The organism is Streptomyces sp. NPDC001902 (assembly GCF_042891295.1).
Classification (GTDB): domain Bacteria; phylum Actinomycetota; class Actinomycetes; order Streptomycetales; family Streptomycetaceae; genus Actinacidiphila.
Genome location: NZ_JBIATA010000018.1, coordinates 104,787 through 129,765, shown reverse-complemented (window position 1 = coordinate 129,765; position 24,979 = coordinate 104,787). Strand labels below are relative to the sequence as shown.

Sequence of the window (24,979 nt, the reverse complement as noted above, 5' to 3'; positions counted from 1 at the left end):
CCCGCATGGTCTCCCTCACTGCCTCCGTGACGGGCAAGCGGCAGACGCAGCGCCCGGCCGGCCGTACCATCGGCCGGCCGGGCCTCGCCTGGGCGCTCCCCGCCACGATCTTCTTCGCCCTGTTCGCCGTCGTGCCGCTGGTGCTGGTGGCGGTCCTGTCCTTCACCACCTGGAGCGGACTGGGCTCGCCCGAGTTCGCGGGCTTCGACACCTGGGTCCGGGTCTTCCAGGACCCCGTCATGATCAAGAGTCTCTGGCTGAGCGTGCTGCTCACCGTGCTGGGCGTCGTCGTCCAGACCCCGCTGAGCATCCTGCTCGGCGTCTGGGCGGCCGGTCCGGAGCGCAACCGCGCCGTGCTGTCGGCGGTCTTCTTCGTGCCGCTGCTGCTGTCCGCGACCGCCGTGTCGGTGCTCTGGCGCGCGCTGCTCGACCCGAACTTCGGTGTGCCCTCGCAGGCGCGCTGGCTGTTCGGCGACGGCAACCTCTTCGGCACGCAGACCGCCGCGATCGGCGTGCTGGTGTTCGTCAGCACCTGGCAGTTCACCCCGTTCCACGCCCTGATCTACCAGGGCGCGACCCGGGCGATCCCGCAGGTGCTCTACCAGGCGGCGCAGATCGACGGCGCGGGCACCGTACGGCAGTTCTTCCACATCACGCTGCCGCAGCTGCGCAACTCGATCATCACCTCGATGATCCTGATGATCGTCGGCGGTCTCACCACCTTCGACACGGTGCTGATCCTCACCCAGGGCGGCCCCGGCACCGACACCACCATCAGCGCCTACTACATGTACGACAAGGCCTTCAAGGGCTTCGACTTCGGCGCGGGCGCCGCGGTCGCGCTGATGCTCGTCGTCGTCGCCACCGTGATCTCACTGATCGTCGTCCGCGTCTCCGGCTACGACAAGATGTCCGGCACCAAGGAGGGGCTCTGATGAGGCGCCGCCCCAACTACCTGGCGGGCCTGGGCGCCCTGCTGTGGCTCGCGCTGGTGGGCCTGCCGCTGTACGTCATGCTCGGCGCCACCGTGCAGACGCGCGAGGAGTACAGCGCCAACGGCCCGCTCGCCTTCCCCCGCTCCTTCACGCTGGACAACTACGTCCAGGACTTCAGCAACGGCTTCGGGCAGTACTTCCTCAACACGGTCGTCGTCACGGTCAGCGTGGTGGCCATCGTGCTGCTGCTCGTGCCGCCGCTGGCGTTCACCATCGTCCGCAACCGGGGCCGCGGCACCTCCGGGGTGTTCCGGCTCTTCCTGCTGGGCCTGGCCATCCCCGCGCAGGCCGTGATCGTCCCGATGTTCTACGTCATCAGCAAGGCCGGGCTCTACGACAACCTCATCGGCATCATCCTGCCGACGGCGGCGTTCTGCCTGCCGGTGTGCACGCTGATCCTGACCGGCACGATGCGCGACATCACCTCCGACCTGTTCGAGGCGATGGCCATGGACGGCGCCTCCGTCCGGCGGACCTTCTTCCAGCTCGTCCTGCCGCTGTCCGGCAGCGGGCTGTCGACGATCGTCGTCTTCTCCGCCCTGCAGGCGTGGAACGGCTTCCTCTTCCCCCTCGTGCTCACCCAGTCCGAGGAGACCAAGGTGATCACGCTGGGCCTCTACAACTTCCGGACCCAGTACGGCATCAACATCCCCGGCCTGCTGGCCGCCGTGGTGCTGTCCACGATCCCCGTCCTGCTCGTCTACCTGTTCGCCCGCCGTGCCCTCGTGCAGGGGCTCATGGGCGTCGGAGGAAAGTGAACGACAACGTGACCGCCGACTCCCGCGTCGAGGCGCTGATCCGCGACATGACCCTGGACGAGAAGATCGCCCAGCTCTACGGCGTCTGGGTCGGCGCCTCCAGTGAGGGCGCCGAAGTGGCCCCCCACCAACACGACATGGACGAGCCGCCCCGTCTGGAAGACCTCCTGCCGGACGGCCTCGGACAGCTCACCCGGCCCTTCGGCACCGTCCCCGTCGACCCCGCCCTGGGCGCGCTGTCCCTGATGCGCACCCAGCAACGGGTCGCCGCGGCCAACCGGTTCGGCATCCCGGCCATGGCCCACGAGGAGTGCCTCGCGGGCTTCGCGGCCTGGGGCGCGACCACCTACCCCGTCCCGCTGTCCTGGGGCGCCTCCTTCGACCCCGAGCTGGTCCGGGTGATGGCCGCGGCCATCGGCCGCGACATGCGCTCGGTCGGCGTCCACCAGGGTCTGGCCCCGGTCCTCGACGTCGTGCGCGACGCGCGCTGGGGCCGGGTCGAGGAGACCATCGGCGAGGACCCGTACCTCGTCGGGACCATCGCCACCGCGTACATCCAGGGCCTGGAGTCCGCGGGCATCGTGGCCACCCTGAAGCACTTCGCCGGCTACTCCGCCTCCCGCGCCGGGCGCAACCTGGCGCCGGTCAGCATGGGCCCGCGGGAGCGCGCGGACGTCGTCCTCCCGCCCTTCGAGATGGCGGTCCGGGAGAGCGGCGTCCGGTCCGTGATGCACGCGTACACCGACACCGACGGCGTCCCCTCGGCCGCCGACGAGGAGCTGCTCACGGGGCTGCTCCGGGACACCTGGGGCTTCGACGGGACCGTGGTCGCCGACTACTTCGGGATCGCCTTCCTCAAGACCCTGCACGGCGTCGCCGCCGACTGGGCGGACGCGGCGGGCACCGCGCTGCACGCCGGCGTGGACGTGGAGCTCCCCACCGTCAAGACCTTCGGGCAGCCGCTGCGGGACGCCGTCGCCGCGGGCCTGGTCGACGAGAAGCTCGTGGACCGCGCGCTGCGCCGCGTCCTGACCCAGAAGGCGCAGCTCGGCCTGCTCGACCCCGGGTGGAGCCCGGTGCCGTCCGCGCTCGCCGGGGCCGACCTCACCGATCCGCAGGGCCTGCGCGGCACGGTCGACCTGAACTCCGCCGCCCACCGGGACCTGTCGCGGCGCCTCGCCGAGCGGTCCGCCGTCCTGCTGAGCAACGACGGCACCCTGCCCCTGGGGCGGCCCGCCCGCATCGCGCTCGTCGGCCCCCAGGCGCAGACCCCGACCGCCGTGCTGGGCTGCTACTCCTTCCCCGTGCACGTCGGCGCCCAGCACCCGGACACCCCGCTCGGCATCGACCTGCCCACGCTGCGCCAGGCCCTGGTGGCGGAGTTCCCCGGCTCCGAGATCGTGACCGTGGCGGGCTGCGGCGTCGATGACAGCGATGTCTCCGGCATCGCGGCGGCCGTACGCGCGGCCCTGGACGCCGACGTGGTGGTCGCCGCGCTGGGCGACCGCGCCGGGCTCTTCGGCCGCGGCACCAGCGGCGAGGGCTGCGACGCGGAGTCGCTCACCCTGCCCGGCGTGCAGCAGCGGCTGCTCGACGCGCTCCTCGACACGGGGACGCCCGTCGTGCTCACCCTGCTGGCCGGCCGCCCGTACGCCCTCGGACGGGCCGTGGACGAGGCCGCGGCCGTCGTCCAGACCTTCTTCCCGGGACAGGAGGGCACCCCGGCCCTGGCCGGAGTGCTGAGCGGGCGCATCAACCCGTCCGGGCGGCTGCCGGTGAGCGTGCCCCGGCACCCGGGCGTCCAGCCCTCCACCTACCTCGCCGCGCCGCTCGCGCGGGCCAGCGAGGTCTCCAACATCGACCCGGCCGCGGCCTTCGGCTTCGGCCACGGGCTGACGTACACGGCCTTCGAGTGGTCCGCGCCGCAGGTGCACGGCGGCGCCGACGGCCGGGCCGTCACCGGCACCGACGGCGAGGTCGAACTGTCCTTCACCGTCCGCAACACCGGCGGTCGCGCGGGCAGCGAGGTCGTCCAGGTCTACCTGCACGACCCGATCGCCTCCGTCGTCCAGCCGGTGCAGCGGCTCGTCGGCTACCTCCGGGTGCCGCTGGAGGCGGGCGAGGCGCGGCGCATCGGCGTCACGGTCCCCGCCGATGTCGCCGCCTTCACCGGCCGGGACGGCCGCCGCGTCGTGGAACCGGGGGAGCTGGAGGTGCGGCTGGCGGCCTCCAGCACCGACGTCCGGTTCACCGTGCGGGCCGAACTCACCGGCCCGGCACGGCAGGTGGACCACACCCGGCGGCTGCACGCGCTGGTCACCGGCGCACCGGAGGAGTCCGGGTGAGCCTGCCCGAAGGGACGGGGGAGGCGGCCGTGTCGACGGTGGACGTCGCCAACCCCGTCCTGCCGGGCTGCCATCCCGACCCGAGCGTCTGCCGGGTCGGGGCCGATTTCTACCTGGTGAACTCGACGTTCGAGTACTTCCCGGGCATCCCGGTGTTCCACAGCCGCGACCTGGTCCACTGGCGGCCGATCGGGCACGTCCTGGACCGGCCCTCGCAGGTGGACCTCGGCACCGTCGCCTCCTCCGAGGGGATCTTCGCCGCGACGATCCGGCACCACCGGGGCCGCTTCTACGTCGTGACCACCCTGGTGGGCGGCAGCGGGCGGGGCGGCACCTTCGTCGTCACCGCCACCGACCCCGCCGGGCCGTGGAGCGACCCGGTGTGGCTGGACGACGCGCCCGGCATCGACCCCTCCCTGTTCTTCGACGACGACGGCCGCGCCTGGTGCACCGGCACGCGGCTCGCGGAACCGGGGGAGTGGGAGGGGCAGACCGACGTCTGGCTGCGGGAGTTCGACGCCGCGGAGCTGACCCTCACCGGCCCCGAGCACCTGCTGTGGCGCGGCGCGCTGCACGGCGCCGTGTGGGCCGAGGGACCCCACCTGTACACGGTGGACGGCCGCTACTACCTGCTGGCGGCGGAGGGCGGCACCGAGCACGGGCACGCCGTCAGCGTCGCCCGCGCCGACCACGTCACCGGTCCGTACACCGGGAACCCGGCCAATCCGGTCTTCACCCACCGGCACCTGGGCCGTGACTTCCCCGTTGTGGGCGTCGGCCACGCCGACCTGGTGCGCACGGCGCAGGGGCAGTGGTGGGCGGTGCTGCTGGGCAGCCGTCCGTACGGCGGGTACCACCCCAACCTCGGGCGGGAGACCTTCCTCGTCCCGGTGCGCTGGGAGGACGGCTGGCCGCTCTTCGCGCCCGGCGTCGGCACCACGCTCGGCCCGTTCCGTCCGCCCGCGGTCGCCGGGTCCCCTCATGATCCCCACCCGGAGCCGGTGCGCGACGACTTCGACGGCCCACGGCTGGACCCGCGGTGGAACCAGGTGCGCACCGGGGAACCCTTCTGGTCGCTCACCGCACGTCCCGGCTCGCTGCGGCTGCCCCTCGGGCCTTCCACGCTCGCCGACGTAGGCACCCCCTGCTTCCTGGGCCGGCGCCAGCAGCACCAGGACGTCAGCGCGTCCGCGCTCCTCGACGTGGCGCCCGGGACGCCGCAGGAGTGGGCGGGGCTCGCCGTCCGCCAGTCCGAGGCGGACCATCTGGTGCTCGCGGTGGCCGGTGACGGGCGCGGCGACCGCCGCGTGCTCGCCGCGGTCCGCACGCGGGGCGAGCAACGCCTGCTCGCGCAGGCGCCGTTGCCCCCGGGCCCGGTGGTCCTGCGCATCCACGCCGAGGGTCAGCGCTACGGGCTGCGCTACGCCCCCGCCAGCGCCGGGCCCGAGGGCGAGGCCGAACTGACCTCCGTGGACGGCGGATTCCTCAGCTCGCCCCGCGCGGGCGGCTTCCTAGGCGTCTGGCTCGGCCCGTACGCCACCGCCCACGGCGCCTCCTCCACCACCGTCGCCGACATCGACTGGTTCGACTACCGGCCTCTCGCCCCCTGACCAGGAGCCGACGTTGTTCACCGATCTCCCCGAGGCCGAACTCCGGGACCACCGCAGCAGCCAGACCGCGCCCGCCGACTTCGACGACTTCTGGAGCACGACGCTCGCCGAGTCGCGCGCCGCCGGGACCGCGGCCGTCACCGTCACCCCCGCGCCCGGTCCGCGGCTGCACACGGTGCGCGTCTTCGACGTCACCTTCCCCGGCTACGGCGGCGAGCCGGTGCGGGCCTGGCTGCGGCTGCCGCACGGTGCCGAGGGACCGCTGCCCGCGGTCGTCCAGTACGTCGGCTACGGCGGCGGCCGGGGCCACGCCCTGGACAACCTGCTGTGGGCGTCGGCGGGTTTCGCCCACCTCCACATGGACACCCGTGGCCAGGGGTCGGGCTGGAGCCGCGGCGACACCCCCGACTCCGGCGCCACGGGCCCGCAGGCCCCCGGGATGATGACCCGCGGCATCGACGACCCGCGCACGTACTACTACCGCCGCCTGTTCACGGACGCCGTCCGCGCCGTGGACGCGGTCCGCACGCTGCCCTCGGTGGACCCCGGCCGGATCGCCGTCCTCGGCGCGAGCCAGGGCGGCGGCACCGCGCTCGCCGTGGCCGCCCTCGCCCCGGAGGTCCACGCCCTGGTGGCGCACGTCCCGTTCCTGTGCGACTTCCCCCGGGCCACGGTGATCACGGACGCGGACCCGTACCGTGAGATCGGCCGCTACCTCGCCGTGCACCGCGGCAACGCCGAGCGGGCCATGCGCACCCTGTCCTACTTCGACGGCGTCAACTTCGCCGCCCGCGCCCGGGTACCGGCCCGCTTCTCCGCGGCCCTGATGGACGAGATCACGCCGCCCTCCACGGTCTTCGCCGCGTACAACGCGTACGCGGGACCCAAGGAGATCGCCGTCTGGCCCTGGAACGGGCACGAGGGCGGCGCCATCGACGACGACGAGGAGGCACTGGCCTTCCTGCGCTCACGGCTGTGACGCCCCGCCCCGGCAAACCTGTTGCCGGGTACCGGACCCCCGGCTACGGTCGCCCTCATGTCCCTGGGCATGTACCGCCACGTCCTCATCCGGCCCGTCCTGACCTGGGGGGCCGTGGCCGTGGGGGCGCGGATGCCGGTGGCGATGGCACCGCTCGCGCTGGTGTTCCTGGTGCGGGAGCGGCCCGGTGGCTACACGTTCGGGGCGCTGCTCGCCGCCGCCTACGTGATCGGGGAGATCGTCGGGGCGCCCCTGCTCGGCATGCGGCTCGCGGCCGAGCGGGCACGGCCGCAGCTGGCGGTGGGGCTCGCGGCGGGCACCGTGGGCTTCGCCGGGCTCGGGGTCCTGCCCGATGCCCACCCCGTCGTCCTGGCCGGCTTCGCATTCCTGGCGGGGGCCGCTCCCGCCGCGGCCCCCGGTGGCATGCGGCAGCTGCTCACCTCGATCGTGCCGGAGCGGGCCGTGACGCAGGCCCTGAGCGCCGAGTCGGTGCTCACCTTCGGGATCTGGGCGGTGAGCCCGGCCGCGGTGACGGGGCTCGCGCTCGGCGTGGCCCCGTACACCCCGTTGCTGCTCGCCGCCGTCCTCATGGCGGCCTCCGTGGCCGGGCTGTGGGCGCTGCCCGCGGGATGGCGGGCCGACCACCGGGACCGCGGTGGTGAGTCGATGCTGCGGATCACGACCCGGGCCTGGCCGGTCTACGTCACCGGCGCCGCGTCCCTGTCCCTGCTGGCCCTCGCCGAGCTGATCCTGCCGGCGCTCCTGGAGCACCGGGGGATCGCACTCGGCCTCGCCGGGCCGCTGCTTGCCGGGTTCGCGGCCGGGTCGGGGGTCGGGTCCTTCCTCTACGGCCTGCGCGCCGGCTGGCCGGGGCGGTTGCCCGTGCAGTCGCTGGTCCTGCTGCTCGCGGTGTCGGCGTGCGTGGCGCTCGTCGCCGTACTGCCGTCGGCGCCGTGGATGGGCGCGATCCTGCTCGTCGCCGGTGTCCTGCAGGCCGGGGCGATGCTGACCCGGAACCTGCAACTGCGGCAGGTCCTGCCCGCCAGCGCGCTCGCCGCCGGCTACTCGGTGATGTACGCCGCCGTGGGCGCGGGCTACGCCGCGGCGGGCAGCCTCTCCGGTGCGCTGCTCAGGGTGGTTGAGCCGGACGTCGCAATTCTGGCCGGTGTCGGCCTGACCCTCCTGCTCACCGCCGTCGCGGCGGCCGGCGAGCGGTCGATGCGCGGGCGTACCGCCGGGGTCGGCCCGGACCTCGGCACCGCGGCAGACGGCGCGCCGGTGGGCGGTCGCGACGACGCCCGACACAGCCTGTAGCGGCGGCGGAGCGGCCAGGCCGTGGCGGAGCGGCCGGGCCGTGGCGGAGCGGCCGGGCCGTGGCGGAGCGGCCGGGCCGTGGCCTAAGCCTGCGGCCCGGGCAGCGGCTCGCCCGTCTCCAGCAGCGTCTTCAGCCCCGAGATGAGGGCGGGCCAGCCCTGGGAGACCATGCCCAGCACCCCGCTGTCCGGGTCGTGGGCCTCGTGGACGACGGTCAGCCTGACCGTCTCCCCGAGCGGTTCGATCTCGAACGTCACCTGGGAGCGGCGATCCCCGGCCAGGCGGGCGCGGACCTCCTCGCTCACCCCCGCGTTCCGAGCCCACTGCGGGGTGAAGGTGTGCCAGGTGTAGGAGAGCCGGCGCGGCGGATCGGACTCCAGCACGACCTGGGCGGGATCGGCGGTGCGGGCGCCGCCCTCCTCCCAGACCATGGCCGAGCCGGCCGCCCAGTCGGTCTCGAAGGCGACGCCCCAGTAGCGGCGGGTGAACGCCGGGTCGGTCAGCGCCTGCCAGAGGCGTTCGGGCGTGGTGCGGACGTAGGTCGTGTAGACGAATGCGGACTCGCTCATGGGTGCCTGCTCCAATGCCCTCTGGAGGTCGGCGAGCGCCTGCGCGCGCTCGCGGTCGTACCGGTCGATCCATCGTTCGGCGACGGCGTTGATCGGTGCGGCGTTGAGGTAGTGCAGCTTCTCCCGGCCCCGCCGGACCGTGGTGACCAGCCGGGCCTCCTCCAGTACGGCCAGGTGCTTGCTGACCGACTGGCGGGCCATGTCCAGCCCCGCGCACAGCTCGCGCAGGGTCTGCCCGTTGCGTGCGTTGAGGCTGTCCAGCAGCCGCCGGCGGCTGGCGTCGGCCAGCGCCTTGAAGACCTCGTCCATCCCGCTTCCCCGCCGTTCCGGAAATGCAGCCGTCCGGCTGCCTGTCAAACATAGGCAGCCGGACGGCTGCATGTCAACGCGGTGCGGCCGAGAGCGTGGGTGCGGGGGGCGTGGGTGCGGGGGCGCGCCGCTATCCGGCCCGCAGGTCCCGTACGCGGCGGATCTTGCCGACGGACCGCTCCACGGTGTCGGGGTCGACGACCGTCACCTCGACGCTGACGCCCACGCCGTCCTTGACGCCCGCCGCGATGGAGCGTGCCGCCTCCTCGCGCGGCGCGGCCCCGGCGTCGGGGCGCGCCTCGACGACGACCTCCATGTGGTCCATGCGGCCGCGCTTGGTGAGCCGGATCTGGAAGTGCGGGGCCACGCCGGGCGTGCGCAGCACGATCTCCTCGATCTGGCTGGGGAAGACGTTCACCCCACGCAGGATGATCATGTCGTCGGAGCGGCCGGTGATCTTCTGGATGCGGCGGAAGGCGGGGCGCGCGGTGCCGGGCAGCAGCCGGGTCAGGTCACGGGTGCGGTAACGGATGATCGGCAGCGCCTCCTTGGTGAGGGAGGTGAAGACCAGCTCGCCCTCCTCGCCCTCCGGTACCGGCTCGCCCGTGATCGGGTCCACCACCTCGGGGTAGAAGTGGTCCTCCCACACGTGCAGGCCGTCCTTGGTCTCCACGCACTCCTGGGCGACGCCCGGGCCGATCACCTCGGACAGGCCGTAGATGTCGACGGCGTGGATGTCCATCCGCTCCTCGATCTCCCGGCGCATCTCCTCCGTCCACGGCTCCGCGCCGAAGATGCCGATCCGCAGCGAGGTGCCGCGCGGGTCGACGCCCTGGCGCTCGAACTCGTCCAGCAGGGTCAGCATGTACGACGGGGTGACCATGATGATCTCGGGCTGGAAGTCCTGGATGATCTGCACCTGACGGGCGGTCATGCCGCCGGAGGCGGGGATCACCGTGCACCCGGCGCGCTCCGCGCCGTAGTGCGCGCCCAGGCCGCCGGTGAACAGGCCGTAGCCGTAGGAGACGTGCACCTTGTGGCCGGGGCGCCCGCCGGCGGCGCGTATGGAACGGGCCACCACGTCGGACCACATGGACAGGTCGTTCTCGGTGTAGCCCACCACGGTCGGCAGGCCGGTCGTGCCACTGGAGGCGTGGACGCGGCGCACCTGGTCCATGGGCACGGCGAACATGCCGAAGGGGTAGTTGTCGCGCAGGTCGGCCTTGGTGGTGAACGGGAAGCGCGCCAGGTCGTCCAGGCTCGCGCAGTCCTCGGGGCGCAGCCCGGCCTCGTCGAACTTCTTCCGGTAGGCCTCGACGTTGTCGTACGCGTGGCGCAGCGTCGCCCGGAGCCGGGTGAGCTGCAGCTCCCGCAGCTCTCCGGGGCCCAGCTTCTCGGCGGCGTCCAGCAGGCCGTCGGGGAGCGGCTCTCCCAGGCGCGCCCCCGCGGTCGCCCGGTCCGTCGGCTCGCTGCTCATCCGTTCTCCTTCGTGCGTCCGATGCTGCGGCTGCGCCCGCGGAACTCCGCCACCACCTGGTCGCCCCGCAGGATGCTCACGTCGTAGATGCCGCTGCGGCCGAAGCGGGTGCGCTCCTGCGCGGTGGCGACCAGTTCGTCGCCCTCGTGGACGGGGGCGACGAAGGAGATGTCCGCCCCGGCGGCCACCGTCACCGGGCCGTGGCTGTTGCAGGCGCAGGCGAAGGCGGTGTCGGCGAACAGGAAGAGGTAGCCCCCGTGGGCGATCCCGTGCCCGTTGACCATCGCGGGCGTGACGGTCATGCGCAGCACGGCCGTCCCCTCGCCGGTCTCCAGCAGCTCGATGCCCAGGCTCTGCGACGCCTTGTCGGCGGCGAACATGCTCTCCGCCGGGCCCTGGGTCGCGTCCATGGCATCCCTCACGATCGTCACCACCCTTGTGAACCGACCGAACATTCGGTTAGCGTGCGGCACCCAAGGTAATCCAGCATCCGAACTGCCTGTCAAGAGGTGGAACGCATGTCCCAGCACCTCCCCGCGCGACCCGCAGACGAGGTCTTCCTGATCGACGGCGCCCGTACCCCACAGGGCCGTTACGGCGGCGCTCTGGCGTCCGTGCGCCCCGACGACCTGGCGGCCCTGGTGGTCGGCGAGGCCGTGAACCGCGCCGGGATCCCGGCCGAGGCCGTGGACGAGGTGATCCTCGGTGCCGCCAACCAGGCGGGTGAGGACAACCGCGACGTCGCCCGGATGGCCGTGCTGCTGGCGGGCCTGCCGCACACCGTGCCCGGCTACACCGTCAACCGGCTCTGCGCCTCAGGGCTCACCGCCGTCGCCTCTGCCGCGCAGGCGATCCGCTCCGGGGAGGCCGACCTGGTCGTCGCCGGCGGTGTGGAGTCCATGACCCGCGCCCCCTGGGTGATGGCCAAGCCCGGCACTCCGTGGGCCAAGCCCGGCGAGGTGTACGACACCTCCCTGGGGTGGCGCTTCACCAACCCGCGCTTCACCCCCAAGGACACCCTGTCCATGGGGGAGACGGCGGAGGAGGTCGCCGCCCTCGACGGGATCACCCGTGCCGACTCCGACGCCTTCGCGCTGCGCAGCCACCAGCGGGCCGTCGCGGCTCAGGAGGCAGGGCGCTTCGACCGCGAGATCGTGCCGGTGGCGGTCAAGGACGGCGAGGTCACCCGTGACGAGGGCCCGCGGCCGTCCACCACCCTCGAGAAGCTCGGGGCCCTGCGCACCATCTTCCGCGCGGACGGCATCGTGACCGCCGGCTCCTCCTCGCCGCTCTCCGACGGCGCCGCGGCCCTCGTGGTCGCCGGCCGAGCGGCCGTCGAGCGCTACGGCCTCACGCCCCGCGCCAGGATCGTCACCTCCGCCACCGCCGGGGTCGAGCCCCATCTCATGGGCCTCGGTCCCGTACCGGCGACGGAGAAGGCGCTCGCCCGCGCCGGATGGCAGACCGGCGACCTGGACGCCGTCGAACTCAACGAGGCCTTCGCCGCCCAGGCCCTCGCGGTCGTCCGCCGTCTGAAGCTGGACGAGGAGCGGGTCAACGCCGACGGCGGTGCGATCGCGCTCGGTCACCCGCTGGGCTGCTCGGGCGCCCGCATCCTGCTCACCCTCCTCGGCCGCCTGGAGCGCGAGGGCGGCCGCCGCGGCCTCGCCACCCTCTGCGTGGGAGTCGGCCAGGGTGTGGCGATGCTGGTGGAGCGGGTGTGAGCGCAGGCTTCGGGGACCGCGGGCGACCGTCGTCCACAGGGCTTGCCGGGTGCGGCAAAGTTCGTCAGACTGTAACCGAACGAATGGTCGGTAGGGGAAGCTGGTATCGATGACCACACCGAACGCCACCGTGCCGGCGGAGGGCGCGCAGGCGCCGCTCCAGGAGCACTTCGACGCCACGATCGCGCGGGACCAGCGCATCGAGCCGCGGGACTGGATGCCCGACGGCTACCGCAGGACGCTGATCCGGCAGATCGCGCAGCACGCGCACTCGGAGATCATCGGCATGCAGCCCGAGGGCGAGTGGATCACCCGTGCCCCGTCGTTGCGCCGCAAGGCCATCCTGTTCGCGAAGGTCCAGGACGAGGCCGGCCACGGGCTGTACCTCTACTCGGCCGCCGAGACCCTGGGCATCGACCGCGCGGACCTCACGCAGCGTCTGATCGAGGGCCGCCAGAAGTACTCCTCGATCTTCAACTACCCGACCCTCAGCTTCGCCGACGTCGGCGTCATCGGCTGGTTCGTCGACGGCGCGGCGATCTGCAACCAGGTGCCGCTCTGCCGCTCCTCCTACGGGCCGTACGCCCGCGCCATGGTGCGCATCTGCAAGGAGGAGTCCTTCCACCAGCGCCAGGGCTACGAGCTGCTGATGACGATGATGCGCGGCACGCAGGCCCAGCGGGAGATGGTGCAGGACGCGGTGGACCGCTGGTGGTGGCCCTCGCTGATGATGTTCGGCCCGCCCGACGGCGACTCGCCCAACTCGGCCGCGTCGATGGCCTGGAAGATCAAGCGCCACAGCAACGACGAGCTGCGCCAGCGGTTCGTCGACATGACCGTCCCGCAGGCCGGCAAGCTCGGCGTGACCCTGCCCGACCCGGAGCTGCGCTGGAACGAGGAGCGCGGCCGGCACGACTTCGGCACCCCCGACTGGTCGGAGCTGCAGCGCGTCATCAGCGGCGACGGGCCGTGCAACGCCGAGCGGATGGCACGCCGCCGCTCCGCACACGAGGAAGGCGCCTGGGTGCGCGAGGCCGCGACCGCCCACGCCGCCAAGCAGGCGGCCCGGGCAGAGGAAGGAGCCGTGGCATGAGCACCACCGGCGACAGCACGACCCGGGCCGAGTGGCCCCTGTACGAGGTGTTCGTCCGCGGCAAGCGCGGCCTGAACCACGTCCACGTCGGCTCCCTGCACGCGGCCGACGACCGCATGGCCCTCACCCACGCCCGCGACCTGTACACGCGGCGGAACGAGGGCGTGAGCATCTGGGTGGTGCGCTCGGAGCACATCGCCGCGTCCACGCGGGACGAGAAGGACCCCTTCTTCACGCCCAGCGCCGACAAGGTCTACCGGCACCCCACCTTCTACGACATCCCCGAAGACGTCCCCCACATCTAGGAGCAGGGCATGAGCGACGAGCACGTCTACCTGTCCCTGGCCGAGGGGCACGACGACAGCGACGCCCGCTGGGCCTTCGGCACCGGTTTCGAGGACCCGCTGCACGGCGTCGACACCGCCGTGCCCGACGGTGTGGACGCCGCGGAGCTGGCCGCCCACTGCCTGGCGCTGGGCGACGACGCCCTGGTGGGCGCCCAGCGCCTGGCCGAGTGGTGCACCCGCGCGCCGGAGCTGGAGGAGGAGGTGGCCCTCGCCAACATCGGGCTCGACCTGCTCGGCCAGGCCCGTCTGCTCTACTCCCGCGCCGGTCAGGTGGACGGCACCGGTCGCGACGAGGACGCCTACGCCTACTTCCGGGACGCCGCCGACTTCCGCAACGTCCGCCTGGCCGAACTTCCCTGCGGGGACTTCGCGTTCTCCATGGCCCGGCTGCTCGTCACGTCCTGCTGGCGGCTCGCCGTCTTCGAGCGTCTCGCCCGCTCCGCGCAGGACCCGGTGCTCGCCGCCGTCGCCGCCAAGGGCGTCAACGAGCTGACCTACCACCGGCAGTACGCCGCCGAGTGGGTGGTACGGCTCGGCGACGGCACCGAGGAGTCGCACCGCCGCATGCGGGCCGGCCTGGAACAGGTCGCCCCTTACCTGGAGGAGCTGTTCACGGCCGGCGCCACGTGCGGGGCCGACCCGGCCGGTGTGCGGGACGAGGTGACCGCCGCGCTGCGTCAGGTCACCGAGGCCGCCGGGCTGCCTGCGGTCCAAGCCGATCCCCTGCCCGGCCACGGCCGTGAGGGTGACCGCACCGAACACCTCGCCCCGCTGCTCGCGGAGTTGCAGGGCATCGCCCGCGCACACCCCGGAGCGGTCTGGTGAGCGCCGTGACCGTGCTCACCGACGCGCACCGGGCGGCCCGCGTGGCCGCCGAGGTGCCGGACCCCGAGCTGCCCATGCTGACCCTGGCCGACCTCGGCGTCCTGCGTGACGTCGAGGTCACCGGGGACGGCACGGTCGTGGCCGCCCTCACCCCCACCTACTCCGGCTGCCCGGCCATGGCGGAGATGCGCGCCGACGTGGCCGCCCGGCTGCGCGCCGCGGGCTTCGACCGGGTCGAGATCCGCACCGTCCTGGACCCGCCGTGGACGACCGACTGGATCACCCCCGAGGGCCGCCGCAAGCTCGCCGAGCACGGCATCGCACCTCCCGGTCCCGCGCCCCGGCGCGCCACCGGGCCGGTGCCGCTGGTGCTCACCGCCACCCGGCGCGACGTCGCCTGCCCCCGCTGCGGCTCGGCGGACACCGAGGAGACCTCGCGCTTCGCCGCCACCTCCTGCAAGGCCCTGTGGCGCTGCCGTGCCTGCCTGGAGCCGTTCGAGTACGTCAAGGAGATCTGATGGCCCCGACCATCCCCGCCCCGCAGGCGCCGGCCCCGCGGGTCCGCCGCCGCCCGGCCTTCCACGCCCTGCGGGTCGCCGCGGTCGAGCCGCTCTGCGAGGACGCCGCCGCCGTCAGCTTCGACATACCGCACGAGCTGGCCGGGGAGTTCGCCTTCGCGCCCGGTCAGTCCCTCACGCTGCGCCGCGAGGTCGAGGGCCGGGACGAGCGACGCTCGTACTCCATCTGCTCACCCGCCGGTGCCACCCCCCGCATCGGGGTGCGCGTGGTGCCCGGCGGCCTGTTCTCGTCGTGGCTGGTGCACGAGGTGCGCCCGGGCGACACCGTCGAGGTCATGGGCCCCACCGGTGCCTTCACCCCCGACCTCACCGCGCCCGGGCACCATGTCCTCATCGCCGCGGGCTCCGGCATCACCCCGATGCTCTCCATCGCCGAGTCCGTCCTCGCCGCCGACCTCGGGTCCCGGGTCACGCTCTTCTACGGCAACCGGCGCACCGACACCGTGATGTTCGCCGACGAGCTCGCCGAGCTGAAGGACCTGCACCCCGCCCGGTTCCAGCTCGCCCACGTGCTCTCACGGGAGCCGCGCGAGGCCGAGGTGCTCTCCGGCCGCCTCGACGCCGGACGGCTCGCGACCCTCGTCGAGGGCCTCGTCGACGTCCCGAACGCCGACCACTGGTGGCTGTGCGGCCCGCACGGCATGGTCGTCGACGCCCAGCAGGTCCTCGCCGGCCTCGGCGTGCCCCGGGAGCGGGTGCACCAGGAGCTGTTCTACGCGGACGACGAGCCGGTGACCCCGGTGCACCACGAGGACGCCGTGGCCGAGGGCCCGGTCAGCCAGGTCACCATCGTCCTCGACGGCCGTACGACCACGGCCGCGCTGCCCCGTGACCGCAGCGTCCTCGACGGCGCCCAGCGCACCCGCCCCGATCTGCCCTTCGCCTGCAAGGGCGGCGTCTGCGGTACCTGCCGCGCGCTCGTCACCGACGGCAAGGCCGAGATGCGCCGCAACTTCGCCCTCGAGGCGTCCGAGGTCGACGCGGGCTACGTGCTGACCTGCCAGAGCTACGCGGAGTCCGACAACCTGACGGTCGACTACGACAGCTGACGCCTCGTCGGCACCCCCCGCCTCCCGGAGCCGGTTGGTAAGGTCGGCCCGGGGGTGGGAGGTGGACGACGTGCTGAGCGAGGTCGGCGAGGTCTCCGACGCCGGGCCGTTCGTGCACCCCGCGCTGTTCTACCGGAACGCACGGGAGTACACGGCCGTCACGGTGCCTTTCGTGCTGGACGGGATGGCCGCCGGGGAGCCGGTCGCGGTGGCCGTGCCCCCACCCCGTCTCGCCCAGTTGCGCGCCGCGTTGGGCCCGCGCGGCGCCGAGGTGCACTGGGTCGACATGGAGCGGGCCGGGCGCAATCCCGGCCGCATCATCCCCGGTGTGCTGCGGGCCTTCGCCGACACCCGGCCCACCGGACGGGTACGGATCATCGGGGAGCCCGTCTGGCCCGGGCGGAGCGCCCTGGAGTACCCGGCGTGCGCCCAGCACGAGGCACTGATCAACATGGCGTTCGCCGGACGCCCCATGACGATCCTGTGCCCCTACGACGCCGCCCGGCTGGACGCCGCGGTGCTGGCGGAGGCCCGCGCCACGCATCCCGTGGTGGTCGACGGCGGCCGCGAGGAACGCAGCGCGCACTACGCACCGCGCCGGGTGATCGCCGCGCACAACCGGCTGCCGCACCCCCCGCACGGCGCCTTCGCCTTCGGCTTCGCGGAGCCGCAACTCACCGACGCCCGGCACGTCGCGACGGCCGAGGCACACCGACTGGGCCTGGGCGGCGAGCGGCTCGCCGAGTTCTCCCTCGCCGCCGGCGAACTGATCACGAACAGCGTGCTGCACGGCGGCGGGTCGGGCGTCGTCCGCGTCTGGGCGGGGGACGGTCACGTGGTGTGCGAGGTGCACGACCGCGGACGGCTGACCGACCCGCTCGCCGGCCGCCACCCCGCGTCACGGGACCGCCCCCACGGCAGGGGCCTGTTGATGGTCCACCGCATCGCCGACCTGGTGCGCCAGCGCACCGCAGGCGACGGCACCACCATCCGCTTCTACCTGCGAGCCTGACCGCCGGCGCGGGACCGGCGGGCGCGCGCGCCCGCCGGTCCCGCGGTCCGTGGTCACCAGAGGGTCAGCGGCCGAAGACGTCCTTGCCCACGTCCTTGCCCTTCTCCACGGCCTGCTTGGCGTCGCTGCCGACTTGATCCTTCTTCCCCTTCATGCGCAGGCTCTCATTGCCGGTCACCTTGCCCGTGGCCTCCTCCGCTTTGCCCTTCATCTTCTGGCCGGTGTGCTTGACCTTCTTCTCGGCACCCATGGGGTTCTCCTTCCAGGGCTCGATCAGCGCTTCCCTCCGCCTGCCCGGAAGGTCCTGAATGAAACCATTTGCTCGGATTCTGCAGATGGCGGCCCAGCAAGGCGCCCCCGAACACCACGAAACCCACCCCGATCAGCCAGCACTGCACGATCAGCACCGTGCCGACGGCCCCGTACGAGACGGCGTTGGTCACGATCAGCGGGGCGAACACGAAGGAGGAGAAGACCCGCAGCCCGATGAGGCCGACCATCGTCGCGACGGCCCCTGGCGCCAGCGCCGCCAACGGCACCTGCCCGGCCAGCAGGAAGTACTGGCCCCACCAGAAGAAGACGAAGCCCAGCACGACGGCCGTGCCGCCGCGGAACACCGTGTCCGGCCACCCCCCGCCCAGCACCACCCCGCTCTGCGCCTCCGCGAACAGGTACGCGGTCAGCGCCGCCAGCCACACCGCCCGCCGCCACACGTGGTGCCACGGAGTGGGCGGCACCTGCCAGATCCGGGTGTAGCCGACCTCGACGCACGCCGCGAAGGAGAGACCGAAGAGCGCCAGCGCCAGCAGGCTCAGACCGCTCGTGGAGCTGATCACCTTGCGTGGCGCGGCGAACAGCTCCCGCACGGCCTCCGCGGGCCGCGCCGACAGGCCCATGCCGTCCACGACCCACTGCGCGAAGCCGTTGCCGTGGAAGGGCAGGGCCGCGGCGACCACGATCAGCAGCGGGACGAGCGTCACCAGACCCAGTGCCGCGAACCCCATGGAGCGCTGCAGCAGCTCCAGTTCGCCCCCCTGGTGCCACATGCGGCCCGCCCGTGAGTCCCGCCACGACCGGTACGGATGCCGGAGCCACCGGGCCGCCCCACCTGCCATCGCGGGAGCCTCAGCGCACGGGGGCGCGGTCCGCCGCGAGGCGTGCCGTCTCCACCCGGGTTGCCAGGGGTTCTGAGCGCATGGCTCGTCCTCCTTGCTCAGGCCTGCTCGGCGGGCGGGACGCCGCTGCGGCTCGCTGCCCGGGCCTCATGAGGTGCACCTTCCCCGTACGACCCGGACGAACCGGACGGCACGGCGGGCCCCGGTACGGCGCGCAGCGAGGTGCGCCCGGCGCGCCACGCGCCCAGCAGGTGCTCCTCCAGGCGCCGCTCCACCAGCGCCATGGCGCGGATCCCCAGGACGACGTCGGCGGTGAGGTGCGGTTCGTGGGCCAGCAGGTCGCCGATGACGTCGCGACGCAGCACCTGCTCGTGCACCGCGTCGGCCTCGACGTGCTCCTCGTAGAAGTGCCGGCAGGCGGCACCGCCGCCGAGCCGGTCGATCGCCTCCACCGTCCGGCGGGCGGACGGCGGGGTGGAGATCTCGGCGGCCGCGAAGTGCCCCACGAGCGCCCCGCGCAGTTCCCGGCGCAGGCCCAGCCAGGAGATCAGGTTCACCGTGGCGAGGGTGACGGCCGGTACGGCGTCCACGTAGTGGCCGTAGGAGGCGTCCAGCCCGGCGTCCCGGAGCAGGTCGGCGTAGAGCCGCGCGTGCACGCGTTCTCCGCGCCCGCTCCCGAACTCGTCGTACTCGACGGCCACGAGCGCGGCCTTCGCCCGGCCGGTGAGCCTCGGGATGACCCATGCGTGCGGATCGGCCTCCTTCAGCTGGTAGACCGACCGGTGCACGAAGTACTCCCGCAACTGCTCCCAGGTGCCCTCGTCGCGGAGGAAGTGCGACACACCGCGCCCGTCGCGCGGCTCGCGCAGCAGCCCCTCCAGTTCCCGGTCGAGGGCCGTGCGGGCCGCGGCGCCGCCCGGGGTGGCCGGCAGCTCGGCGCGGAGGGCCGCCCCGAAGGAGCCCTCCATGGCGCCGCGCAGCGCGAGCAGCCCCGGATCCCACTCCCAGCCGGGGTGCACCCCGGCGAAACCCCGGTAGTGAAGTTCGTAGCAGACGTGCAGCGCGAGCTGTACGTCCTCGCCGTACGGATCGGCGGCCTCGACCGCTCCGGTGGACACCGGAAGGGCGGTACCCGGCGGCCCCTGGGTGAGGGCGCCGAGCACGGCCCGGGAGAGGGGGCCGCGCGGTGCGGGCGGCGTGGGCTCAGCGGTCCGGGGACCGGTCGAGAGGTCGCAGACCGTGTCCATCGGGTCCTCCGTGGGTCGGTGCGGGGACGTCCTGGGCGTACGGGCGTCCGCCGGTGCCCCTGCCCGCTGACGCCGGGGGCATGCGGCCGTCCGTCGCCGTCTGCTCGACCAGCATGTCCACCGCGGCGCGGGGGCCGCCCGCCGCCGCGGCCCGCCGCTGCCGGTCGGCGCCGCTCCCCGTCCGGGCGAGGGCGGCCGTGGCCTCGCGGACGAAGGCCAGGTCGCCGGTGTCCTCCAGCGCGGGCGCGACGCGCCGCAGCAGCTCGTCGCGCAGCGCCGTGGCGGGCACGCGGGTCTCCCGGACGGGATGGATCCCCGGGCCCGACATCCCGTAGCGGGCCGCCGACCAGAGCGCGGCCGCGGCGAGCTGAGCCGTCATGCGCGGGGGCGGGACGCCCCGGGAGAGGTCGTTGAGCGCCGTGCGCACGAGCGCCCGCGTGAGCGCGGCCTGCAATGCCGTCTCCCATGTCGCGCCCAGCGCGTCCGCGACCCGGACCTCCACCGTGGGCAGCCGCGGCGAGGGCCTGGCCAGCCAGAACGTCATGGCGTGGTCCACGAGCACCCCGCAGGCCACCAGCCGGTCGACCTCGGCGTCGTGCTCCGCCGCCGACGCGAACCACGGGGGGATCCCGGAACCGGGGAACCGCGCCTGGTCCAGCACACGCCAGCTGGCGTAGCCGGAGTCGCGGCCCCGGTCGTAGGGCGAGTTGGCGGACAGCGCCAGCAGCGTCGGCAGCCACGGCCGCAGGTGGTTGAGGACCGCGACGGCGGTCTCCCGGTCCGGTACGCCCACGTGGACGTGGCAGCCGCAGGCCCGGTAGCCGGTCGCCTGGCTCTCGTAGATGCCGGCGATCGCGGCGTAGCGCTCGCCCGCACTGATCCCGGAGGGGCCGTCCAGTACGGGCGTTCCCGAAGAGACCAGCCGCGTGCCCTCGGCGGCGGCGGCGCCGGCCAGCAGGCGGCGCGTGGCCGCCAGCTGGCCGGTCAGCTCGGACAGGTGCGTGGCCACCCCGGTGGCCGACTCGATCTGCGCGGCCGACAGCTCGTGCTGCAGCGCGACGTCCGGGGCGGGCGGCGGCACGCACGAGGCCCGGGCGATGACGGCGGCCGCGCCGTCGACCAGCCGTCCGGTCCGCGGGTCGACCAGCAGGAACTCCTCCTCGACCCCGAAGGTCAGGCCGCCCGCCGGCGCCCGGTCGTCCACATCGCCCATGCACCCCCCTTACCCCGCCCGCACCGTGCCGGACCCGAACGGCCGCACGCGGAGGCCCCAGGGGCGGGCACGGGGATCATCCGCCCGGGGCGACACGACCGCGCCACGCGCCCGTCTCGCTGCCCCGTTCCTCGATGAAGTGCTTGAAGCGCCGCAGGTCGCCCCGGGCCCGCCGGTCCACGACGCCGAGCGCGTCGGCGGCCTTCTCCGCGAGGCCGGAGGTCTGGAGCTCCATGGCCAGGTTGACCCGTGTGTGCGAGGCGTCCAGCTCCTGGAACGTCACGACGCCGCGCTGCCGGACGTCCCCGGTGACGGTGCGCCACGCGACCCGCTCGTCCGGCAGCTGGTCGATGATCTCCGTGTCGAATTCCCGGCGGGCACCGGCGACGTTCGTCACCCAGTGGTTGTGCCGGTCGTCGACCTGCGTCACCTGTTCCACGCCCTCCATGAAGTTCGGGAACTCCTCGAACTGCGTCCACTGGTTGTACGCGGTGTGCAGCGGGACGTCGACGTCGACGGATTCGCTGATCGTGCCCATGGGTCCTCTCCTTCCGAGGAATCGTCGCTGGGTCGGCTTCCCGGTGCGGATGTGCCTAATCGTCCCGATCCGGCGGTCGGCCGGGTCCGGTGTTCGGTGCGGTGCCCTCGGGTAGCGGAGTGAGGTGTGGCTTCTGTGTCCACCCGGCGTGTACCGGCCCCAGGACGACACCTCCCTGCTCGGCGAGGCCCTCCGCCGCGAGGGACTGGCCGACGCCGCCGAGGTGCTGGACCCCGGCACCGGATCCGGCGTCCTCGCCCTCGCCGCGGCATCCCGGAGCGCGGCCCGCGTCACCGCGGTGGACGCCTCCGCACGGGCGGTGTGCGCCGCCCGGCTCAACGCGCGTCCGAACGGCCTGCGCGTACGGGTGCTGCGCGGCGACCTCACGGCACCGGCCGCAGGGTGCCGCTTCGACCTGATCTTCGCCAATCCCCGGCGTGTACCGGCCCCAGGACGACACTTCCCTGCTCGGCGAGGCCCTCCGCCGCGAGGGACTGGCCGACGGCGCCGAGGTGCTGGACCCCGGCACCGGATCCGGCGTCCTCGCCCTCGCCGCGGCATCCCGGAGCGCGGCCCGCGTCACCGCGGTGGACGCCTCCGCACGGGCGGTGTGCGCCGCCCGGCTCAACGCGCGTCCGAACGGCCTGCGCGTGCGGGTGCTGCGCGGCGACCTCACGGCACCGGCCGCAGGGTGCCGCTTCGACCTGATCGTCGCCAATCCCCCGTACGTGCCGTCCCCGCACGCCCACCACGCCCGCCGGGGCTTGTCCCCGGCCGGCAACGCGGGACCCGACGGGCGGGCGCTGCTCGACCGCGTCGTGGAAGCCCCGCCCCGCCCTTGCTGCTCCCCGGCGGTGCCCTGCTGCTCGTCCAGTCAGGACTCTGCGGCGTAGCGCACGCTGCAGCGGCTCGGCGGCGCCGGGCTGCGGCCCGCCGTCACCGAGCACCGGCGCATCCCCTTCGGGCCGCTGTTGCGGCGCCGCGCGTCATGGCTGGCGGCACAGGGGCTCATCGAGCCGGGCGAGGAGAAGGAAGAGCTGGTGGTGATCCGTGCCGAACGCGCGCCATGACCCCTTCGACGGCCCCGCACCCACCCGCGTGACCCTGACCGCGGACGGCCCGATCCTCATCGAGGGCCCTGTCGAGGTCGTCCTCGACGACGACCGCACCGTCCGCTCCGACCGGTTCGTCGTGGCCGTGTGCGCCTGCCGCCGCAGCGAGCGCCACCCCTGGTGCGACACCAGCCACCGCCGCGGCCCCCCACGGCCTACCCGGCGCGGGAGTTTTCCCTGGGGTGATTGTGCGATGCTCACAGGGTGAGCCACGACGGGGTCGCTTCGGCGTCCGGTGGCCGGCCGGACGAGCGGTCCGTGGCCGACCAACTGGCCCGCACCGTCGCACGGCTGCGCGCCGAACTCGACGAGGAGCGGCTCGCCGCACCCGCCCGGGCCGCGGCCGAGCGGGCCAAGGGCGTGCTGATGGGACGCCTCGGGCTGGGCCCCGGTGCCGCCCAGGAGGAGCTGGAGCAGCGCGCGGGCCGGGCCGGTCACACCGTGCTGGAGGAGGCATGGGCGCTGCTCGGCGACATCCACACCTCCCGCGTGCCGCGACCCCCGCCGTCGCAGCAGCCGGAACCGGCCCCCGAGGCCGACGCCCTCCCGCCGGCGCCCGACGGCGATCTCCGCTCCTTCACCTCGTCCCGGTACACCTCCCGGCACCACCGCCCCCCGCCGCGCCCGCAGGGGATCGGCGGCGTCCTCACCGCCGCCGGCACCGCCGAGGAACTCACCTGGCTGCTCGTCGGGCAACTCGGGGAGGGCGCGGACGTCGACGCCGTCCTGCTCTACAGCAGCGCACCGGCGGGCGGACTGGACCTGGTCGCCCACGCAGGCATCGACGCGGGCACCGCGTCCGCCTGGGGACACCTGCCCCCGCTGCCGCAACTGGCACCGGTGGAGGCGGTCCGCCAGGGCCGGCCGGTGTGGCTCAGCCGCCTCGACGAGGACGGCGCCGACCGCGCCCTCCTCGGCGACCGCCCCGGCACGTGGGCCTCCCGGGCGTGGCTGCCGCTGTGGCGTGGCGGTGGCGTCGTGGGCGTGGCCGGATTCCTCCGCCGACGCCCCGACGACTTCGGCACCGCCGACCGCGCCCTGCTGACGGCCGCCGCGCGGGCCTGCGCCGCCTGCCTGTCACCCGCCCCCGCCGCCACGTGGCCGGCGACCGTCCAAGCCGTCCTGGACACCCTGTACGAGGCGGCGGTCCTCCTCGTCCCCGTACGCGGCGTGGAGGGCGAGGTGACCGACTTCCGCATCGAGGCGGCCGCCCCGGCCTCGGTGGACGTGGCCGGCCGCACGGGCCGCGAACTGGTCGGCAGGCGCGTCCTGGAGTGCTACCCGACCGTGGCCGGCACCCCGCTGTGGCACGGGTACCTCGACGCCCTGGCGACCGGTGAGCCGTACGAGAGCGAGCCCTTCGAGTACCACGAGGTGGCCGCCGGCGTCCCGCGGAGCTCCACCTACTCCGTGGCCGTGGCACGCCTCGGTGACGCCCTGGTCGTCTCCTGGTTGCGGCACGACACGGCCGACCGCGAGGTCGAACGGCTGCGCCGGCTCCAGCACCTGGGCAACCTCGGCTGGGCCGACTGGGACCTGGCCGCCGACACCCTGAGCTGGTCACCGCAGGTGTACACGGTCTTCGACCGGGACCCGGCACTCGGGCCGATGCCGCTCGACGAGCTGCCGCAGCACCTCTTCCCCGAGGACGTGCCCGCCGTGGGCGCCGCGGTGCAGGCGCTGCTCGAACGGGGCGAGCCGGCCGACGTGCCCTTCCGCATCCGGACCGGGCACGGCACCCGCCACCTGCGTCTGGTCGCCGAGGCCGTCACCGACGCCGAGGGCACCCCCGTGGTGGTGCACGGCTTCTTCCAGGACCTGACCGCCCTGCGCCACCGCGAGATCGCCCTGGACGAGGCCCACCGGGCGTTCAGCTCCCAGCAGCGGACCCTGAACGCCGAGCACATCCTGGCGCGGCGGCTGCAGCGCGCCCTGCTGCCCGTCCCCGAGGAGCCCTTCGAACTGGGCGGCATCAGCTGCGACGTCTCGTACCTGCCGGCCGAGAGCACGATCCAGATCGGCGGTGACTGGTTCACCGCCGTCGCCCTGCCCGACGACTCCGTGCTGCTCGCGGTCGGCGACGTCGCGGGCCACGGCATCGAGGCCGCCGCCACGATGGCCGGGCTCCGCTACGGCGCCGAGGCCATGGCTTTGAGCGGCACGCCCCCGCACCGTCTGCTGGAGCGGCTCAACCAGGTGCTCATGAACACCGGCTCCGCCACCGCCACCATGGTGCTCGCCCAGTACCGGCCCGCAGAGAGCGTCCTCACCTGGGCGCAGGCCGGACACCTCCCCCCGCTCCACCTGCGCGGCGTTCGCGCCGAGTACCTGCAGCGGCCCGAGGGCCGCATCCTCGGGGCCGGCCGCGACAGCGTCTACGGCCTGAGCGAGACCCGGCTGCCCCCGGGGGACCGGCTCTTCCTCTTCACCGACGGCCTCATCGAACGCCGCGGCCAGGACCTCGACGTCGGCCTCGCCAACCTCGCCCGCGTCGCCGAGCGCGTCGCCACGGAGGACTGCACCACGGTCGCCGCCGTCCTCACGCACGCCCTGGGCCCCGCGAACCCGCGCGACGACACGTGCCTGCTCTGCGTCCGCGTCCGCGCCTGACCGGGACTCGCCACGCGGACGGCCCGCAGGGCGGAGAGCCGTCCGGCCCTGGCGAGGGCCCGGGCGTCGACGGCGGCGAAGGCGTCCCGGCGGCCCACCGTCAGGTCGTCCCGCTGGGCGGCCGGGCACGGGCGGCCCGAGGGGTCCGCAGACCGGGACC

23 protein-coding genes and 2 pseudogenes are annotated in these 24,979 nt (G+C 74.0%); 17 read left to right on the top strand and 8 right to left on the bottom strand.

The features are described from left to right. Positions 1-5: 5 nt before the first annotated feature. From ACFYYN_RS27035 to ACFYYN_RS27010, 6 genes are read left to right on the top strand one after another with little or no spacing between them, the layout of a single operon-like run. A complete protein-coding gene (locus ACFYYN_RS27035; RefSeq protein ID WP_500547837.1) occupies positions 6-935 on the top strand; it encodes a carbohydrate ABC transporter permease in 930 nt (309 codons plus the stop codon). Further along, the gene (locus ACFYYN_RS27030) at positions 935-1,753 is read left to right on the top strand and encodes a carbohydrate ABC transporter permease (protein ID WP_500323370.1); all 819 of its coding nucleotides are present in this window, start codon (positions 935-937) and stop codon (positions 1,751-1,753) included. Before ACFYYN_RS27035 ends, ACFYYN_RS27030 begins: the two co-directional genes overlap by 1 nt. Then, positions 1,750-4,098, top strand: a complete 2,349-nt coding sequence (locus ACFYYN_RS27025) for a beta-xylosidase/alpha-l-arabinosidase (protein WP_500547836.1) — start codon at positions 1,750-1,752, stop codon at positions 4,096-4,098. The genes ACFYYN_RS27030 and ACFYYN_RS27025 overlap by 4 nt, the downstream gene beginning before the upstream one ends. Further along, positions 4,095-5,708, top strand: coding sequence for a glycoside hydrolase family 43 protein (locus ACFYYN_RS27020; RefSeq protein ID WP_500547835.1), 1,614 nt, complete (start codon positions 4,095-4,097; stop codon positions 5,706-5,708). The genes ACFYYN_RS27025 and ACFYYN_RS27020 overlap by 4 nt, the downstream gene beginning before the upstream one ends. Positions 5,709-5,721: 13 nt before the next feature. Further along, positions 5,722-6,687, top strand: a complete 966-nt coding sequence (locus ACFYYN_RS27015; RefSeq protein WP_500547834.1) for an acetylxylan esterase — start codon at positions 5,722-5,724, stop codon at positions 6,685-6,687. Between the two features lie 57 nt (positions 6,688-6,744). After that, positions 6,745-8,001 carry an MFS transporter gene (locus ACFYYN_RS27010; RefSeq protein WP_500547833.1) on the top strand — a complete coding sequence of 419 codons (1,257 nt, stop codon included), beginning with the start codon at positions 6,745-6,747 and terminating at the stop codon, positions 7,999-8,001. Positions 8,002-8,084: 83 nt separating this feature from the next. Here ACFYYN_RS27010 and ACFYYN_RS27005 read toward each other — a convergent pair whose 3' ends face one another. The 3 genes from ACFYYN_RS27005 to paaI form a co-directional block, all read right to left on the bottom strand. Continuing rightward, complete coding sequence (locus ACFYYN_RS27005; RefSeq protein ID WP_500547832.1) at positions 8,085-8,879, bottom strand: ArsR/SmtB family transcription factor; 795 nt, start codon at positions 8,877-8,879, stop codon at positions 8,085-8,087. 130 nt (positions 8,880-9,009) lie between these two features. After that, a complete protein-coding gene (gene paaK, locus ACFYYN_RS27000; protein ID WP_500547831.1) occupies positions 9,010-10,356 on the bottom strand; it encodes a phenylacetate--CoA ligase PaaK in 1,347 nt (448 codons plus the stop codon). Then, complete coding sequence (paaI, locus tag ACFYYN_RS26995; protein ID WP_326571081.1) at positions 10,353-10,766, bottom strand: hydroxyphenylacetyl-CoA thioesterase PaaI; 414 nt, start codon at positions 10,764-10,766, stop codon at positions 10,353-10,355. The genes paaK and paaI overlap by 4 nt, the downstream gene beginning before the upstream one ends. Before the next feature lie 108 nt (positions 10,767-10,874). On the opposite strand from paaI, the gene ACFYYN_RS26990 reads away from it, so the two are divergent. The 7 genes from ACFYYN_RS26990 to ACFYYN_RS26960 all read left to right on the top strand — a co-directional run bounded on the left by ACFYYN_RS26990 (position 10,875) and on the right by ACFYYN_RS26960 (position 16,984). Next, positions 10,875-12,080 (top strand): thiolase family protein, encoded by a 1,206-nt coding sequence (locus ACFYYN_RS26990; RefSeq protein WP_500547830.1) that lies wholly within the window; start codon positions 10,875-10,877, stop codon positions 12,078-12,080. Between the two features lie 109 nt (positions 12,081-12,189). Further along, positions 12,190-13,173, top strand: coding sequence for a 1,2-phenylacetyl-CoA epoxidase subunit PaaA (gene paaA, locus ACFYYN_RS26985; protein ID WP_500547829.1), 984 nt, complete (start codon positions 12,190-12,192; stop codon positions 13,171-13,173). Further along, a complete protein-coding gene (gene paaB / locus ACFYYN_RS26980; protein WP_319136252.1) occupies positions 13,170-13,478 on the top strand; it encodes a 1,2-phenylacetyl-CoA epoxidase subunit PaaB in 309 nt (102 codons plus the stop codon). Before paaA ends, paaB begins: the two co-directional genes overlap by 4 nt. Before the next feature lie 9 nt (positions 13,479-13,487). Next, positions 13,488-14,345 (top strand): 1,2-phenylacetyl-CoA epoxidase subunit PaaC, encoded by an 858-nt coding sequence (gene paaC, locus ACFYYN_RS26975; protein ID WP_500547828.1) that lies wholly within the window; start codon positions 13,488-13,490, stop codon positions 14,343-14,345. Beyond that, a complete protein-coding gene (gene paaD / locus ACFYYN_RS26970) occupies positions 14,342-14,863 on the top strand; it encodes a 1,2-phenylacetyl-CoA epoxidase subunit PaaD (protein WP_499515562.1) in 522 nt (173 codons plus the stop codon). The genes paaC and paaD overlap by 4 nt, the downstream gene beginning before the upstream one ends. Next, positions 14,863-15,972: a 1,2-phenylacetyl-CoA epoxidase subunit PaaE gene (gene paaE, locus ACFYYN_RS26965; protein ID WP_500547827.1), complete on the top strand. Its 1,110-nt coding sequence runs from the start codon at positions 14,863-14,865 to the stop codon at positions 15,970-15,972. The genes paaD and paaE overlap by 1 nt, the downstream gene beginning before the upstream one ends. Before the next feature lie 70 nt (positions 15,973-16,042). After that, positions 16,043-16,984, top strand: a complete 942-nt coding sequence (locus ACFYYN_RS26960) for an anti-sigma factor RsbA family regulatory protein (protein ID WP_500547826.1) — start codon at positions 16,043-16,045, stop codon at positions 16,982-16,984. 64 nt (positions 16,985-17,048) lie between these two features. Here the strand turns inward: ACFYYN_RS26960 and ACFYYN_RS26955 are convergent, their stop codons facing one another. The 5 genes from ACFYYN_RS26955 to ACFYYN_RS26935 form a co-directional block, all read right to left on the bottom strand. Further along, a complete protein-coding gene (locus tag ACFYYN_RS26955) occupies positions 17,049-17,162 on the bottom strand; it encodes a hypothetical protein (protein ID WP_500547825.1) in 114 nt (37 codons plus the stop codon). Beyond that, on the bottom strand, positions 17,149-18,030 hold the full coding sequence (locus ACFYYN_RS26950; RefSeq protein ID WP_500547824.1) for a YhjD/YihY/BrkB family envelope integrity protein: 882 nt from the start codon (positions 18,028-18,030) through the stop codon (positions 17,149-17,151). Before ACFYYN_RS26950 ends, ACFYYN_RS26955 begins: the two co-directional genes overlap by 14 nt. Before the next feature lie 167 nt (positions 18,031-18,197). Then, a complete protein-coding gene (locus ACFYYN_RS26945; RefSeq protein WP_500547823.1) occupies positions 18,198-19,346 on the bottom strand; it encodes an iron-containing redox enzyme family protein in 1,149 nt (382 codons plus the stop codon). Then, positions 19,303-20,559: a carboxylate-amine ligase gene (locus tag ACFYYN_RS26940; RefSeq protein ID WP_500547822.1), complete on the bottom strand. Its 1,257-nt coding sequence runs from the start codon at positions 20,557-20,559 to the stop codon at positions 19,303-19,305. The genes ACFYYN_RS26945 and ACFYYN_RS26940 overlap by 44 nt, the downstream gene beginning before the upstream one ends. Before the next feature lie 76 nt (positions 20,560-20,635). Further along, on the bottom strand, positions 20,636-21,097 hold the full coding sequence (locus tag ACFYYN_RS26935) for an SRPBCC family protein (protein WP_499515568.1): 462 nt from the start codon (positions 21,095-21,097) through the stop codon (positions 20,636-20,638). Between the two features lie 124 nt (positions 21,098-21,221). Here ACFYYN_RS26935 and ACFYYN_RS26930 point away from each other — a divergent pair. From ACFYYN_RS26930 to ACFYYN_RS26915, 4 genes and pseudogenes are all read left to right on the top strand, one after another. After that, positions 21,222-21,470: pseudogene (locus ACFYYN_RS26930) on the top strand (50S ribosomal protein L11 methyltransferase); the annotation flags it as partial. Between the two features lie 64 nt (positions 21,471-21,534). Then, positions 21,535-22,167 (top strand): annotated as a pseudogene (locus ACFYYN_RS26925) (HemK2/MTQ2 family protein methyltransferase). Beyond that, positions 22,148-22,417, top strand: coding sequence for a CDGSH iron-sulfur domain-containing protein (locus ACFYYN_RS26920; protein ID WP_500547821.1), 270 nt, complete (start codon positions 22,148-22,150; stop codon positions 22,415-22,417). The pseudogene ACFYYN_RS26925 and the gene ACFYYN_RS26920 overlap by 20 nt, the downstream one beginning before the upstream one ends. Then, positions 22,414-24,819, top strand: coding sequence for a PP2C family protein-serine/threonine phosphatase (locus ACFYYN_RS26915; protein WP_500547820.1), 2,406 nt, complete (start codon positions 22,414-22,416; stop codon positions 24,817-24,819). The genes ACFYYN_RS26920 and ACFYYN_RS26915 overlap by 4 nt, the downstream gene beginning before the upstream one ends. Positions 24,820-24,979 lie beyond the last annotated feature (160 nt).